The organism is Vibrio sp. DNB22_10_4, assembly GCF_052879755.1.
The window spans coordinates 159,677-175,139 of record NZ_JBNNXW010000005.1 but is presented as its reverse complement, the minus strand read 5'-3'; the positions used below and the strand labels follow the sequence as shown (position 1 = coordinate 175,139).

Sequence of the window (15,463 nt, the reverse complement as noted above, 5' to 3'; positions counted from 1 at the left end):
GCTACCAAAGTGGAGAGTTACCAGGGTAGCTCTTCACCTTCAAAGTTCAAAAACTTACCAGAATCATCCAGAGAAGCATTGCGGATCACCTTGTACAAACCGCTTGCTGATGCTGAGGTGGAAATAAGCGCATGTGGTCCGCCCATCTCGGTTTGCACCCAGCCAGGGTGTAGCGCCAGTACGGTAAAGCCTTGCGAGGTGAGATCGTTACTCAAGCTTTTCACGACAGAGTTAAGCGCTGCTTTCGATGAGCGATAGATATAGCCGCCACCGGAGGTATTTTCTGTCATGCTGCCAACCTTCGATGACAAGCAGGCAATGATTTTCACCGACGAATTGATGAGTTTTGGATACAGCAATTCAGTAAGTTTAAGCGGTGCGATACTGTTGATTTCAAATACTTTGCGCCATTCTTCGACATCGGTATTACCGAAGCCGTAGCCTTTCGGACCGTAGTAGCCTGCGTTATTGATGAAGATGTCGATGTCCGGCAACGTTTGCACTAATTTCGCTACCGCGCCGTAATCAGTCACATCCAGCGTGTGCGTGGCTAGGTTCGATTCGCTCACTTCCAGAGAAAGCAGCTCGTGAGCGGAACTGGCGCTGCGGTAGGTGGCATGAACCTTAAAGCCGGACTCTAAGTACTTTTTCGTCAAAGCGAGGCCGATACCTCGATTGGCTCCGGTTATGAAGACGGTTTTCATGTTGCTCTCCTGACGCTACTATGTTTTTGTGTAATGCTTTTGTGTCTTTGATTTAATTGAGAATAGAATACTTTGATTCCACTCATCTATCACCCTATTTACTCTGCGCTGCCATTGCCTGATGGGCATCGTTATCCAATTCGTAAATATGAGCTGCTTTATGAGGCGGTCGCAGAGCGCTATTCCAACTCGTCGCTATTTCGATTTGTCGAACCCCAAGCGCTTAGCGTGGCTGATATTAAACAGACCCATTGTCATACCTACACCGATAATTTAGTGTCTGGACTCCTGCCAGCTGCGAAGATGCGCCGTATTGGCTTTCCTTGGAGTGAGAAGCTTATCGAGCGCACGCTGATTTCAACGGGTGGCACGGTACTCGCCGTTAAAGAAGCACTCGAAAATGGCTTAGCCATTCACTTAAGTGGCGGGTATCATCATGCCCATTTTGATTATGGTAGCGGTTTTTGTCTGTTTAATGATTTAGCCGTTTCGGCGCAGCACGCGATATCGCAGGGCATCGATAAGGTACTGATTATAGACAGTGACGTTCACCATGGTGACGGCACCGCATCTTTGATGGCACAAAACTCCCAAATCGTCACACTCTCACTGCACTGTGATAAAAACTTCCCTGCGAGAAAACCCGATTCTGATTTCGACGTGCCATTTACTAAAGGTGCTGAGGATGACGATTTTTTGCAGAGCTTTAAGCAAGTGGTGCAATTTGCTCTCGATATTCATCAGCCTGACTTGGTGATCTTTGATGCTGGCGTTGATATCCACCAAGACGACGAACTTGGTTTCTTAAATGTCACCCTTGATGGCATACGTGAGCGAGACCGCTGGATGCTCGCTACTTGTCAGAAGCGTAACATTCCGATTGCGTGTGTGATTGGTGGTGGTTATCGCAGTAATCACGCAGATTTAGTGCCGATTCATATGTCGCTCATAGAAGCTGCGGCTAAGTTAAAGGAGTTAACATGAAACATCGCATTCGCGCCGCAGGGATAGCGGTTAACGACAATCGCATTTTGATGCTGCGCGTAAAAGATCCCTACTCTGGCGAATACTGGATCCCACCAGGTGGCGGCTTTGAAGCAGGGGATATCAGTACTAAGCAGAGTTTGGTACGTGAGTTCAAAGAGGAAACGAACCTGGATGTCGATGTTGGCGAGCTCATTTGCGTGCGTGAGTTTTATGAGACTTCGGCAGAGCGCTACCATGTTGAGCTGTTTTATCACATTTGTGATTGGCAAGGTGAGCCTGGCCTTGGAAATCTCGTGGGGCTTAATGATGAAAGCTATATTCAAGAAGTGAAGTGGCTTGCTATTGATGAACTGTCGACCTTAAAAGTTTTCCCAGCAAACTTGGCAAAAGATGTGCTGCCGATAATTGAAGAGCAGCGTTTTGCAACGCACCTTGGCAGCTACGTACAAGGTAAAGGGGATGAGATTAATGTTCTCGATGGCGAGTAATAGTGCTTAGCAGTGGATTAACACCCAAGAGAGCGCTATCATGCGCAGCCCATGAAAACCCGCTAGAGAATAGAGCCGTTTATGAACAGAAAGAAGAAGGTCATCCAGATCCTGAAAGCGAAAGCGAAAAAAGGCAACGCTAAAAATCAGAAAAGCAACAAGCCGCGCTATATCTCAAAAGCTGAGCGCGCCAAAATGGAAGCGGAGCAAGCGGCGAATTCAGAGCAAGCTGAAGTGGTTGAAACGGTAGAAGCTACGGAAGGAACTGCAGATTCGTAGGCGTTTCAATCATCCTACTTTTCTCAAGCTATCCCGACGTCCTAACTTCACCTCGTCATCCTAACTTTACCTTGTCATCCTCACTTCGCCTCGTCATCGTCACGAAAGTGAGGATCTTTCACCACAAGTGACTCACTCAATGTGACCTTATAACCTAGAGCGCGCTGCAGAAGATTCTCGTTTTCACGAGAATGACGTCGCTTTGGCTGAACGTAGCTAGATTCAAATCACAGAGCCTGTAATTCGAGTAACATATCAGTTACGGTTGAGCCTATATCAACTCGTAAAACCTCATACTCACCACCAAATCATCCGTTAGGTTCCAATAAGCCTGACTACTGTGAATGTGTAACACCTAGGTGTTTAACTCATTAACAGTAAGGAACCTTTTCATGGATCGACCACTATCTGGCTCACGCTTGACTATTTGGCAAGGGTTGAGCTTAGCGCTAGCCGTGTCTAGCTTGAGTTTTTCTTCACACGCACTGGTTAATGGCCAAACTGAGCTGCCTAGCGTTTCTAGCATAAGTACAACCAATCACACCCTAAGCGTGAGCTCTGAACAAACGGAATCGGCTCTTGTTACCTCAGAAGTGTTTGGTTTTTCTGAGCCAGGTGCGAGCTTTATCAAAGTGCATTTTCGCGATGTGGTATTGGCTGAAGGCGCAGCGATTGAAGTCGTGAGCAGTGACGGGAGTGAGCGTTATGTCTATAGCGCGAAGCACAACACCCCGATGACAATTGATAGTAGTCAAGGTGATGACGGCGTAACGCAGTTCGCTGCCATGTCGATAGCCGGTGATGCGGTTGAAGTGGCACTGATAGGCGAGGGCAGTGCGGTCGTTGACTATATTCAAGTTGGCTTACCTCAAGGCCAGCTTGAGCAAGTGATTAACGCGAGTCCTTCCGGAGAGGAGTCAATCTGTGGCTCGGATAACAAGCAAGCTGTAGCGTGTTTTGATGATAAATATGGGAAAGAGGTGGCGCACAGTAAACCTGTTGCGCGCATTCTCATTGGTGGTAGAAGTCTATGTACCGCGTGGCGTGTTGGTCCCAACAACCATATGATGACCAACAATCACTGTATTGAGTCGGCGAGTGAAGCTGCAAATACCGAAGTATGGTTTAACTATCAGCTCAGTCAATGTGGTGGCAGCCGAGGCACGGTAGTGAAGGTGCAAGCCGACAAGCTGCTGGAAACGGGCTACGACTTGGACTTTAGTCTGTTTACTGTTAAAAACTTTTCGACCATTCAATCCTTCGGTTATCTTGGCCTCGACCCGCGTATTCCAAGCTTGTTAGAGACCATTTACATACCTCAGCACCCAGGTGGTCGTTTGAAAGAGCTTGGCGTAGAAACAGACAGCGGTGCACGTTGTGTGGTAGACCGACCGGTAACCAACGGTCGCGGCAGTAACACGGATTCTGGCTATCTTTGTGATACCGAAGGCGGCTCGTCGGGCTCTCCGGTACTGGCCGCGAGCAGCCACCGTGTTGTTGCCTTGCACCATTTGGGCGGCTGCTACAACAAAGGTGCCCACATCAGCAAAATTTGGCCTTTAGTTTCCTCGCACTTTCCGGCTGGTGTCCCTACTAGCAATGTCGGCAGCCCATCGGGTGGTAATCAGGCTCCTATCGCTCAAATGGATGTGAATTGCACCGTACTCTCTTGCCAGTTTAACGCCAATCAATCTAGCGACTCTGATGGCAACATTGCCAATTACAGCTGGCGATTTGGTGATGGGGCGAGCAGTCAAGGCGTAAGCGTCAGCCATAGCTACGTATCATCGGGGCAATACACAGTGGCACTAACCGTTACCGACAATCAAGGCCTGTCAGACTCTACAACTCAGGTGGTCAGCGTGCAAGACAGTTCCAATGGCACTTGTGGTGCGCTCACTTCGTGGTCGGCTTCTCAAACTTATTTAGGCGGTGATAACGTGCAACATCAAGGCTCTAAATATCAAGCTAAATGGTGGACACGCGGTGATAACCCTGCTGATAACTCAGCGCAGTGGGATGTGTGGACGTTGGTGGGAGTTTGTCCGTAAACAATAAACTCTTATTTTTGATGAAGCCCATCAGCCTTTGAAGGGTTGATGGGCGAATGAAAACACTGGGTATCTTGTTAATTACACCTATCGCTACTCAGGAGAGCTAAGTAAACGTTCAATATCAAGTCCTTCTTCATGATCAATGTCTCCCCACTTGATTACGTTATTTTGATCATCAACTACAAAAAAACCGGAATATGTTGGGAATACTTTAGTGAAGTTTCCAGTAACTTGAAGTCTGCTGTCATTCTTCGGCAGTTCTGCTCCCCAAAAGTTGATATCCCCATTGGTTTTAATCGCCGAAAAGTTTGCATTGTTACTGTATACAGAGGAAACATTCTGGGTTGGTGCATTTTGAAAGTCGTAAAGCCCATTTCGAGAATTGTACCAAGATGTCAGTGAGCCGTTCTCCCTCAAAACTGCATACCCCGATGCTGTGGTGAGAAGTTGTTTGATAGCTGAGTTCTCATACACTGGCTCAAATAGCTCGCCTTTGTATGACCAGTTTTGGAGGCTTCCATCAGCATGAAGAGCTAACCAGCTTTGATAATGATCGTTGTAGTTGCTTGAGTGCACGCTCACGACGTTAGCCTTAAAAGGCATTTCGTAGTCGCTACTGTCCCACAAAACAAAATTATTGGATGAGTTTATTAAGCTGATTTTATAGCCACTGTTAATTGACTTAACGCTGCCTATTTTATCGCTAGGTACATGTGACGGATAGAGGTTAACCCAACCTTTACGCGGAATGCCAACCAACGAGCCGTCTTTTTTTAGGGCAACAGCGCCTTTGGACGAAGATGCCACATCGATCACTCCGCTACTCAGTTCGTCTGGAAGATTTTCTTGTGCGACATCCCCCCAAACCACCAGCTCACCATTTGCTTTGATGGCAGCCATAAACCACTCACCAGTAATTATCTTTTCAACACCTGATTGGAGCCTTTGTTTAACTTGACTGGAGTCTCCGCCGTTATCTATGTCGCCCCAAGTTACGACAGAGCCATCTTCTTTTAGAGCAGCGAAACACAAATATCCATGGTGCAAGGAGACGACTCCACTGGCTAACGATTCGGACACAGCTTGGTATGAATCAAAATTCTTGTTTCCCCAGCCAATGAGGCTGCCATCGTTTTTCAAGGCGTAAAAGCCGCTGTCGTTCGCTGCATGAATTGATGTGACACCACTGCTTAGTCGCTCTCTAACCGATGAAGAGTTTCCTCCTACTTCTTCTTGGTTATAGTTTTTTCGACCAAATGTTATAACCGAACCGTCTTCACGGAGTACAGCAGTAGAGTAGCTATGGCTGGCTATGGCCGCTATTGGTGAATATACAAGTGCTTGGGCATCGTAGTTTCCTTTCGAAGCTGCCTGTATAAGCCATGCTTTACCTTGTGTTAAGTCCAGTTCTACTCCAACTCCTTGCAAGTACATTTTGCCGATGTGGTATTGAGCAATGTGGTCACCTTGATTAGCTGCCTCTAAGAAGTAGTCGTGGGCTTTCTTGTGGTCTTGAGTTACTCCATAGCCCTGTTCGTAAAGTTTTCCAAGCTCTGTAGCAGCTTGACGAATGCCTTGCTGATGGGCTTTTTCAAGCCAAAGCAGGGTGGCTGAATAATCTATCGGCATGCCGTAGCCATCAAAGTAGTAAAGAGCGACTCTTAATTGAGCTTCGGCAGAGCCTAACTCTGCTGATTTAAGCGCATAAAATGCCGCTTGTTCAGGATCTTCTTTAAAAATAGGATCATCTGAGTATATTTTAGCGAGCGCTAAAGCAGCTTCTGTGTGGTTTCGGCTCGCGGCTTTTTTATATGATTCCACAGCCATGTCGTAATAACCAAAATCATATTCTGTTGATGCGATGTGAAACAACGCATCAATACTTCCTGCGTCAGATGCTAGTTGGTACCAATCTGTTTTTCTCTCATCCTCAGTGCAGTAGTTGTAGTTAATTATGCTACATAACTCTGCTATTTTTAGCATTGCTCTTGGATCATAAACGTAGCCTTCAACTGCTTTGCGATACCATTTCATTTTTTGATAGTTTTCAACAAAGTCACCAATATACGTGTAAGCGGAGATGTGGTTTTTCTCTGCAGCCATGTCATACAAGTTTCTGGCTTTGTTTCGGTCTTGAACTACACCATTGCCTGTCTCATAGAGGTTGCCAAGCTGCACCTGTGCTTCTGGATCAGATTCGTGCTCGGTAATAGCTAGTTCGAAATACATTTTGGCGATAGTTACATCTTTTTCTACTCCTAGACCGTTAAGATACAACTTTCCTATTGAAGTGAGCCCGTTTAAGTGATCTCGTGCGACAGCATCCAAATAAAAGTTCATAGCAGTGCTGTAATTGATACTTACTCCGAGCCCTTTTTCATAGAGGGTTCCTAAGGCGACTTCAGCGACACCACATAGAGATCCATTTAGTTGCTCTGTTTGGCATAACTTGACTGCTTCGTTATACCAATAAAATGCCTTGTCGAAATCGTTGCCATTGATATGACCCATTTCATACATTTGTGCCAGATTTAATTGACCTGTCAGGTATTGGCCTTCTGCTAAGTTTAAAAATATCTCAAATGCGGCTTGATAATCAATTGAGCCACCTTGTCCATGTGCTAGCATCAAACCCAGATCGTTCAACGCCCCCGAATGTCCCTGTTCTGAGGCTTTTTGATACCATTCTCTTGCTACGCGAAAATCTATACTCGTAACTTTTTCACCTTCTAGCGTTCCGCTCCTGTATATTTTTCCAAGACGATATTGCGCTTCTGTATGTCCTTGTTCTCCCGATTCTTTATAATAGGAGAATGCCTTTTTCATGTCCTTAGATACATAGATTCCATATTGATAGAATCGACCCAAGCTGTCGGTAGCAAATACATTCCCTTGATTGGCTGAATCTAGATATAATTGGTAAGCTTTTTCAAAATTCACGTCAACTGATTCGCCATTCTCATACATATACGCGACGATTGCTTGTGAGTCGTGGTGCTGCTGATCTGCGGCTTTGCTCAGCCAATGGAATGCTGCGGATAAGTTTTGCTCGGTTCCGGAACCTTCATAATAAGCCCAACCTAGGTTGTACTGTCCATAAACATTATTTTGATTGGCAGATTTAGTATATAGTTCGTATGCTTTTACAGTATCAACCTCAGTACCGATACCGTACTCATACATTAAGCCCAAATTGTTTTGAGCACTACTGTTACCAAGGTCGGCAGACTTGCTATATAGTTCTAGAGCTAAATAATATTCTTTGTTTTCTTCTGCTAACAGAGCTTGATTAAAAAGTGTTTGTGCTTGTTCGGTTGAACTCTTAGCATTCTCACTGTCGTCTGAATCACCGCCACCGCCACCGCCACAGCCAAAAAGTAGAAAAGTGGTAGATAAAAGTAGTATTTTAATAAGGTTGTTACACATGGCTGATCAAACCGTATATTTGAAAGTTGAAACGTATATTCGAGGGGTTAGGTTATCTTAAAAATGCCCTTTCTAATAAAAAACATTACGCACATGCGACGTGTGTCATATGTGGCGTAATTCTAATCAAAGCGACGACAATGTGGCCTCTTACTGCTGTCGATTTGGCTAATACTGTTCATTTATAGCGATAAACGACAATACCCCGGCAAAGCGGGGCATTGTCATGTTTAGCTACTTACTTCTATCGGTCGTTGAGCGTTACTGCTGCAAATATTTACTACTATTGAGCTCAATCTTTGATGCTTTCACGCGACTATCCGCATTGAGGTAATCGCTGATCGCGAGTAGATCTTGGCCTTGTGATGCACGAAGCACTGCTGACTCACCTTGTGCGAAGACCACTTCAAGCTTTAGCTCGGTAGCAACTGCCTTGGCATCTCTGGCATTGTCGACGGTAATAAACACCAGTCCAGTCGCCTTGGAGACGTTACTGAATGGGTTTTTAAACACTTCATCACCCACGTGGAGTTCAGCCACGTTAGCAATTTCGTCGACGGATAGCGTGCGATACTGTTCGCCATTGACTTCTAGCGCATTAGAAGGAGCAAAGAGATCGGGTGTTGCTTGTTCGGCTAGCTGTTTTGCATTCGCACTGGAGACTGTCATCGACAGCGCAAGGATTGAGAATGTAATTGTTTTCATGAGGTGGGCTCCTTAATGACCGAAGATACGCATAGACCAGTTTTTGAGAACGCCTGGTTGTGTGTTGTTGGCCATTGGCACTTCAAAAATAGTGGAAGAGTTGAAGTAGGCTAAGTATGAGAACACTTCATCACCGTTGGTATCGATAGCGCGTAGTGTCCACTCGCCTTTGGCACTTTCACCATAGAACTGGTTCGATAACATGAGTTGGTTGTCGTAACCCGCTACGTCTGGCTCAAGCGATTGACCAACTAAGCCATTACGAGGCGTTTGCAGTACTGAGCGAGTGCCGGAAGGGGAGATAAGCTCAATGGCTAGGTCTGGTAGGCGAGTATGATCGAGTGTGAGCTTGACCTGTACTGACTCGACCGTGAGTTCATCGGAAACGCTAATTGATGACTCGCCTCCTGCTAGGCTCGCATCTGGCACTGTGACTTTAGAGGCATTGTTAACCCATGGCGTGATGATCTGCGGTGGTAGGACATTGTTAGTCATACGAGCGCGTTTCATCGCTTCATCTAGGTTAACCGCACCAAACCCATAGAAGGCATGAAAATCAACACCAGCCGCGTTTTTCTGCCACGGGGAGATCGCTTGGTAGCTCACCAGTTGACCTTCGCTGTTCACAAAGTCCAGTGACACGCCGGGATCGTCCGCATCGCTAACACTTGCGGTCTCTGCGAGTAAAGCACGGACATCGCGCGCGGTTAACGCGTGGTTGGTTGACATGATTGTTGCAATCGCACCGGAAGTATTCGGCGCCGCAGAAGAGGTACCGTTCATGGTGCTGGTGTAGTTACAGTTTGGATCGAACTCAGTGCCACCATGCAGGCCATTGATACCTAAGTCGCTGCTGGTGTTTTGTCCTTGCTCACAGCCCATTAGGTCTGTGGTGACCATTGCAGGGTAATCTTGACCGTATTCACCGGCAGGTGCCGCTACCCAGACGTTCGTACCGACAGAAGAGTAGCTAGTGCGAGTGCCATCGGCTCTGAGCGCGCTGGTAACCAGGTTGTAGTAGTTGGCGTTGTCGTAAGACTGCTGAGAGTTGTGCATCGGCAGTCCCAGATTATTGCCTCCGGCAAAGAAATCTTTAGGCAGAACAAAGAAGCGACCGGTATTGAAGTAGCGATAACCATTGCCCGCTGATTTAACGAATATTGCCCCGCGTCCCCATGCGTTATAGCTGCTGACATCTTTCATCACGTCCAGTTCAAGCTTGAACTCAGGATCAGTCTCATCAAATGGAATCGGTGTGGTAGGGCTAAAGCCATAGCTTTGGTTAAACACGCGAACATCGCTGGTTGACGGGTCTGCACCGTGAGATATCAGCCAGCCCTCGACGGTTTGGCTATCAAGCCAGTTAAAGCCCACTAATGAAGAGCGAGAAGCAACGCCACGGCCGCCTTCACCATTATTGCCCACAGCGCTTATCAAACCAGCAACAGCGGTGCCGTGACCATTTTCATCAATAGGGTAGTCAATTGGAAATTCGGAGTCCTCGACTAGGTTTCGGCTACCGGCAACCACGTTGGCAGCTAGATCTGGGTGATCAATTTGCACCCCGGTATCAATCACGGCGACCTTCACACCAACACCAGCAATTCCCATCGCTTGGGTGAGCTGTGTATTTAGGTCATTGCCGACAACACCAGGATTGGCAGCAAAGGAGGTTTGCCCGGTGTTATTTAAATGCCATTGTTCAGAATAGAGTGGATCGTATGCGGATGCTGTAGGGGCAATGCCTACGGTCAGCATCGCCGCAAATAAACGACTAATGCGAATTTTCATTTGTGACCTCATGTCTTTATTTAGAATGTTCCTGTCTGATACTCCTTAAGACAGGCGAGACTAAATTAACGAGGAAATAGGGTGGCGAAAACCGTTCACATTATGTTTACATTCGTTTTTCGAGGCATCACATTGTATTTTGTTGAAATGTGCTTTGTTGCATACTTTAGCTGCTTGAAATCAGCAGTTTAGAGAGGAGGGGATTGCGATAGGTGGCAATTTTAGCGGTTGGTCAAAGGGCGTCGAAAACACGCTTTACTTTTTACCATGCTGACCCACAACAGAAGGACTGTTGTAGGCCAACGTGATGTGTTTTGGGGTTAGTCAACGATGGTGACTTTGTTGATTTTAATCGTGTCTAGCGGCACATCATCATGACCTTTTTTTATGCCAGTCATGGCTTTACCAATGTTGCTGACCACGTCCATTCCCGCCGTCACTTTGCCAAACACCGCATAGCCCCAACCGGAGTTTGTCTTACCGGTGTGATCCAAAAAGTCATTATTATCTAAGTTGATAAAAAACTGAGCTGTCGCCGAGTGCGGCGCATCGGTGCGAGCAAAGGCAATGGTGCCGGTTAGGTTTTTAAGACCACGGTTTGCTTCATTAACGATAGGTGCGTGAGTCTCTTTTTCGGTCATGTCTTCGGTATGACCACCACCTTGGATCATAAAACCGTCAATAACACGATGGAAAATGGTGTCTTCATAGAAGCCTTCTTGGCAATAGCGCAGAAAGTTTTTTGAACTGACAGGCGCTTTGTCCATGTTAAGTTCAATTTCAATGTCGCCATAGGTCGTCGTTAAGATAATCATGGTGGTACTCTAGCTGGTTGAAGTTATGATCGGTTGAATTAACGTTGATTGTAGCAGGTTTCAGATTCGAACTAATGGGTTGTATTTAGAATAATTGCATCTCTTTCGAGTGAGGTGGTTTTTGTTGTTTTCGAGGTACTCAATGTCAAATATCCAATTTCCAAAAGATTTTCTATGGGGCGGGGCGATTGCCGCAAACCAGTCAGAAGGTGCTCATTTAGCTGGTGGTAAGGGGCTCACAACGGTCGATATGATCCCCTATGGTGACAACCGTATGCCAATCAAGCTTGGCCAAGTAGATAGGGTCGCTCTATCTGAAAGTGAGTTTTACCCAAGTCATAACGCCATCGACTTTTACCACCGTTACAAAGAGGATATCGCCTTATTGGCTGAGATGGGCTTTAAAGTGTTTCGCGTCTCTATCGCCTGGAGTCGCATCTTTCCTAAAGGTGATGAGTTAGAGCCGAATCAGGCGGGGTTGGACTTTTATCGAAGTGTGTTTGAAGAGTGCCAAAAATACGGTATTGAGCCTTTAGTCACGCTTTGTCATTTCGACGTTCCAATGCATTTGGTTAACACCTACGGTTCATGGCGCAATCGAAAAATGATCGAGTTCTTCACTCGCTATGCAAGAACGTGTTTTGAGCAGTACAAAGGGCTGGTGCAGTATTGGCTGACTTTTAACGAGATCAATATTCTTTTGGCGAGTCCGTTCTCTGGTGCAGGACTGCTGTTTCAAGAAGGTGAGAATCATGATCAAGTGAAGTATCAAGCGGCCCACCATGAACTTGTTGCTAGTGCGCTTGTAACAAAAATAGCGCATGAAGTTGATGAGCAAAACCAAGTCGGCTGCATGCTGGCTGGTGGCAATTTCTATCCATATTCTTGTAAGCCAGAAGATGTTCTGATGGCGATGGAAAAGGATCGTGAGAACCTGTTTTTTATTGATGTTCAGTCTCGCGGTTATTATCCCTCTTACGCTCAAAAAGTCTTTGACCAAAAGGGTGTGGTGCTAGAGACGGAAGAAGAAGACTTTGAGATCCTAAAGAACACTGTCGATTTCATCTCGTTTAGTTATTATGCCTCTCGCTGCGCTTCTGCCGATATGAACGCTGGAAATACCAGTGAAGCGAACGTAGTGAAGTCGATCAAAAATCCACACCTACCGGCGAGTGACTGGGGGTGGGTGATAGACCCTACGGGTCTGCGAATCACTATGAATACTCTATATGACCGCTACCAAAAACCGCTGTTTTTGGTTGAAAACGGATTGGGCGCACACGACCAATTAACTGAAGATGGTCAAGTGAACGATGACTACCGAATCGACTATCTACGCGAGCATATCATCGCCATGCATGAAGCAATGGAAGATGGCGTTCCACTAATGGGATACACCCCTTGGGGCTGTATTGACCTTGTGGCAGCCTCGACAGGTGAAATGAGCAAACGCTATGGCTTTATCTATGTTGATAGAGACAATCTAGGTAACGGCAGTTTGAACCGAATTCCTAAAAAGTCGTTTTACTGGTACAAGCAGGTTATCGCCAGCAACGGCAGCGATTTATCGTAGGTTTTGCGGTTCGCGATAAAAGGGCTGTCAGGCGCAGTCCTTTTTAGTTTCAGCATTTAGCTGCAACACTTCGTGGGTCTGGATTGCTAAAACGAAAAAAGCCGCTGAATTATCAGCGGCTTTTTAGAATGTGGCGGAGAGATAGGGATTTGAACCCTAGAACCGCTATTAACGGTTGCCGGTTTTCAAGACCGGTGCTTTCGACCACTCAGCCATCTCTCCGTGTTGATGCGCATAATAATGGGCATCTTACTGTTTGTAAACCCTTATTTTTACTGTTTGCTCTATTTATAAGCAACTGATTCAAAATAATGGTTTGGGTGTCTAAAAACTACACATTTAAGTAGTAAAAAGCCCTAAGACGAGTCTTAGGGCTTGAATATGGTCGGACTGACAAGATTTGAACTTGCGACCCCCGACACCCCATGACGGTGCGCTACCAAGCTGCGCTACAGTCCGATGGGTTTAATCTAAACCAGAGCGTTTTACTGGTCAAGGGCAATTCATGTGATTAACTGCTTGATTTACTGACTTTTAGCGTAGAAACGTTGTAGTTCCGTGAAGCCTTGCATCAAGATAGGAAGCTTCGGATTCGTGTTATCCAGCTTGTTGTAATCTTTATCATACAGGCTGTAGTTACCAAACTTGTCGACTACCGTGGTGTCATTTGCAGTCACCAAAGCGAGTTCTCTTGTATCACCTGCTATGATCCACTTACGTTTTCTTTCATCAAACAGGTTGCGTCCGCTGCTGAAGTTCTTCGCATTGGTGGAAACACCGCTCAGATCTTCCAGTATGGTCGCAGCAAGATCGAGGTGACTGGTCATATGTCCGTAGTCGGCAGCAAGCTTACCTGGCCAATGAATAACCATAGGCACACGCAACTGATATTGACTGTAGTTGGTATTTGACCCCCAGCTTCGAGTCTTCGTTTCGTTGAACTCGGTACCGTGGTTTGACGTCAAAATCACGATGGTACTTTCTAGCAAGTCTTGATCAACTAATGCTTGCAGAATTTTGCCAAACTCGGCATCAGCAGCGGTAGCTGCAGCTGAGTAAGCACTCACAAAGCGCTCTTCGGCTGTCTGCGCGTCGCTTTGTGATTGGTAGTCGCTAAAGTTATCAACAGTGGACAACTCAATAAAGCCAAACCATGGTTTGTTTGAACCATTGATGATGGCATCGCTCCACTGCTCAATGGCTGCATTATCAGAGATGGTTCTATCCAGCGTTTCCGACTTGGTTGCGGTTAAATCAACCATTGGGAATTTTCTGAAGATGGTCTCGCTGTAGAGGTCATCTTCAAAGTTATCGCCACTATAAAGCTCAAATCGGTAACCTTGATTAGCAAGTACAGACATCAGCAAGGGTTCAGTTCCCTGAGACTTAATGCTGCTGGCGTAGCTGCTTGGAAGACCATAAAGCAAGCCGAAAGCGCCAAAGTCGTCATTGCTTGAGCTGTAGTGGTTAATGAAGTTTTGATTGTTGAGAGCAAATCCGTACGCGACAGGCATGGTCTCTGGATTCAGCATGTCACTGCGTAGGTTATTGATGCTGACAATCAGTACATTCAAATTCTCAGAGCGGCGATTGAACTCAATTTCTGTTAGCGGGTAGCGAACCAAATCCGCAGCGCCTTCGTTATCTTTGAGTTTCTGTAAGTATTCTTCTCTGTCCAGTAAGCCATGTTTCTCCATAAATGACTTCGCTGTCATCGGGTAGGAGAGAGGGAAGTTGGCTTTTTGCACGGTGACAGGGTTATAGAAAAACGCGTCCGCCCAAATGAAAATTAGATGGCTGGCGATAAAGCACACGAAAAACAGCGCAGCCAATGGGCGGCCGACATGCTTATGAGACAGTTTGCGCTGTTTGCGCCATACCCATTCCGCGAGCGCAAGCTCAGCTAAGAAAATCGGTGGCAGGACAATGAACAGGTGCTGTAAATCGGAGCTAATGGTGCTGTTTTCGTCGCTAAATAGCAGATCCCAAACCACCGGAGACAAGTGCAAATTGATGGTTTGATAAGCCTGGGTATCAATTAATAGGACAGTGAGGCCAAATGTAGCAAAACACACCGCAATCAATCGAAACAGTTTTCGCGAGGGAACAATAAAGGTCAGCGGAAACAGCACTAACAGATAGAGGGCAAATACCAAAAAGCCAAAGTGGCCGATCCACGATGCGAACAAGTAAAACTGTCCCAGCAACGTATCAGGCCACGGAGAAGAGGCGATATAGCGGGTACCGACCAGCATTGCCGCAATTATATTAAAGAACGCAAACCAGTGACCCCAGCCCACTAGGCGGGAGACCTTTTCTCCGTATGAATTTTCGCTATCTACCATCTGCCGTGTAATCTATCCGTTGTCGAGATTAGTGTTGATCTTTAGTTTCTAATGATGAAATCAAAGCTTTAGAGAATTTTTCCGCAATTGCTTGGCGTTGTGAAGGAGCAACGTTTTGATTTAAGACATTGGTTGCGATATTACCTGCAATCATAAGTGAAAGTTCCGCGCTTGCACCGTGCTTGTCTAGAACAGCGGCAACTTCGGCAAGGATGTCTTCAACTTGTTGATCGGTATATTTAGATGTAATTGGCATAAAGACTCTGCTAATGATAATGAAAGCGGCTTATGATACC

General features: G+C 46.2%; 12 protein-coding genes and 2 tRNA genes. 5 read left to right on the top strand and 9 right to left on the bottom strand.

Features of this window, described 5'->3' with window-relative positions:
• Nucleotides 1–17 precede the first annotated feature (17 nt).
• Nucleotides 18–704 (bottom strand): SDR family oxidoreductase, encoded by a 687-nt coding sequence (locus ACVA6Q_RS14690; protein WP_446648000.1) that lies wholly within the window; start codon nt 702–704, stop codon nt 18–20.
• A 72-nt stretch (nt 705–776) separates the two neighbouring features.
• On the opposite strand from ACVA6Q_RS14690, the gene ACVA6Q_RS14685 reads away from it, so the two are divergent.
• The 4 genes from ACVA6Q_RS14685 to ACVA6Q_RS14670 all read left to right on the top strand — a co-directional run bounded on the left by ACVA6Q_RS14685 (nt 777) and on the right by ACVA6Q_RS14670 (nt 4,509).
• Nucleotides 777–1,688, top strand: coding sequence for a histone deacetylase family protein (locus ACVA6Q_RS14685; protein ID WP_446647999.1), 912 nt, complete (start codon nt 777–779; stop codon nt 1,686–1,688).
• Entirely contained in the window at nt 1,685–2,179 is a 495-nt protein-coding gene (locus ACVA6Q_RS14680; RefSeq protein ID WP_446647998.1) for an NUDIX domain-containing protein, read from the top strand. The genes ACVA6Q_RS14685 and ACVA6Q_RS14680 overlap by 4 nt, the downstream gene beginning before the upstream one ends.
• A gap of 81 nt (nt 2,180–2,260) precedes the next feature.
• Entirely contained in the window at nt 2,261–2,458 is a 198-nt protein-coding gene (locus ACVA6Q_RS14675; protein WP_353498192.1) for a DUF2986 domain-containing protein, read from the top strand.
• Nucleotides 2,459–2,850: 392 nt separating this feature from the next.
• Nucleotides 2,851–4,509, top strand: coding sequence for a PKD domain-containing protein (locus tag ACVA6Q_RS14670; RefSeq protein WP_446647997.1), 1,659 nt, complete (start codon nt 2,851–2,853; stop codon nt 4,507–4,509).
• Between the two features lie 93 nt (nt 4,510–4,602).
• Here ACVA6Q_RS14670 and ACVA6Q_RS14665 read toward each other — a convergent pair whose 3' ends face one another.
• The 4 genes from ACVA6Q_RS14665 to ACVA6Q_RS14650 all read right to left on the bottom strand — a co-directional run bounded on the left by ACVA6Q_RS14665 (nt 4,603) and on the right by ACVA6Q_RS14650 (nt 11,249).
• A complete protein-coding gene (locus ACVA6Q_RS14665; RefSeq protein ID WP_446647996.1) occupies nt 4,603–7,938 on the bottom strand; it encodes a hypothetical protein in 3,336 nt (1,111 codons plus the stop codon).
• 261 nt (nt 7,939–8,199) lie between these two features.
• The gene (locus tag ACVA6Q_RS14660) at nt 8,200–8,643 is read right to left on the bottom strand and encodes a hypothetical protein (protein WP_446647995.1); all 444 of its coding nucleotides are present in this window, start codon (nt 8,641–8,643) and stop codon (nt 8,200–8,202) included.
• Between the two features lie 12 nt (nt 8,644–8,655).
• Nucleotides 8,656–10,434 carry a S8 family peptidase gene (locus ACVA6Q_RS14655; RefSeq protein WP_446647994.1) on the bottom strand — a complete coding sequence of 593 codons (1,779 nt, stop codon included), beginning with the start codon at nt 10,432–10,434 and terminating at the stop codon, nt 8,656–8,658.
• A gap of 320 nt (nt 10,435–10,754) precedes the next feature.
• Nucleotides 10,755–11,249 (bottom strand): peptidylprolyl isomerase, encoded by a 495-nt coding sequence (locus tag ACVA6Q_RS14650; RefSeq protein ID WP_353498196.1) that lies wholly within the window; start codon nt 11,247–11,249, stop codon nt 10,755–10,757.
• A gap of 142 nt (nt 11,250–11,391) precedes the next feature.
• On the opposite strand from ACVA6Q_RS14650, the gene ascB reads away from it, so the two are divergent.
• Nucleotides 11,392–12,822, top strand: coding sequence for a 6-phospho-beta-glucosidase (ascB, locus tag ACVA6Q_RS14645; RefSeq protein WP_446647993.1), 1,431 nt, complete (start codon nt 11,392–11,394; stop codon nt 12,820–12,822).
• A gap of 131 nt (nt 12,823–12,953) precedes the next feature.
• Here the strand turns inward: ascB and ACVA6Q_RS14640 are convergent.
• The 4 genes from ACVA6Q_RS14640 to ACVA6Q_RS14625 form a co-directional block, all read right to left on the bottom strand.
• Nucleotides 12,954–13,044, bottom strand: a tRNA-Ser gene (locus ACVA6Q_RS14640).
• A gap of 160 nt (nt 13,045–13,204) precedes the next feature.
• A tRNA-Pro gene (locus tag ACVA6Q_RS14635) sits at nt 13,205–13,281 on the bottom strand.
• 65 nt (nt 13,282–13,346) lie between these two features.
• Nucleotides 13,347–15,167, bottom strand: a complete 1,821-nt coding sequence (locus ACVA6Q_RS14630; RefSeq protein WP_446647992.1) for a DUF3413 domain-containing protein — start codon at nt 15,165–15,167, stop codon at nt 13,347–13,349.
• Between the two features lie 28 nt (nt 15,168–15,195).
• Nucleotides 15,196–15,423: a YejL family protein gene (locus tag ACVA6Q_RS14625; RefSeq protein ID WP_042474173.1), complete on the bottom strand. Its 228-nt coding sequence runs from the start codon at nt 15,421–15,423 to the stop codon at nt 15,196–15,198.
• Nucleotides 15,424–15,463: the final 40 nt, after the last annotated feature.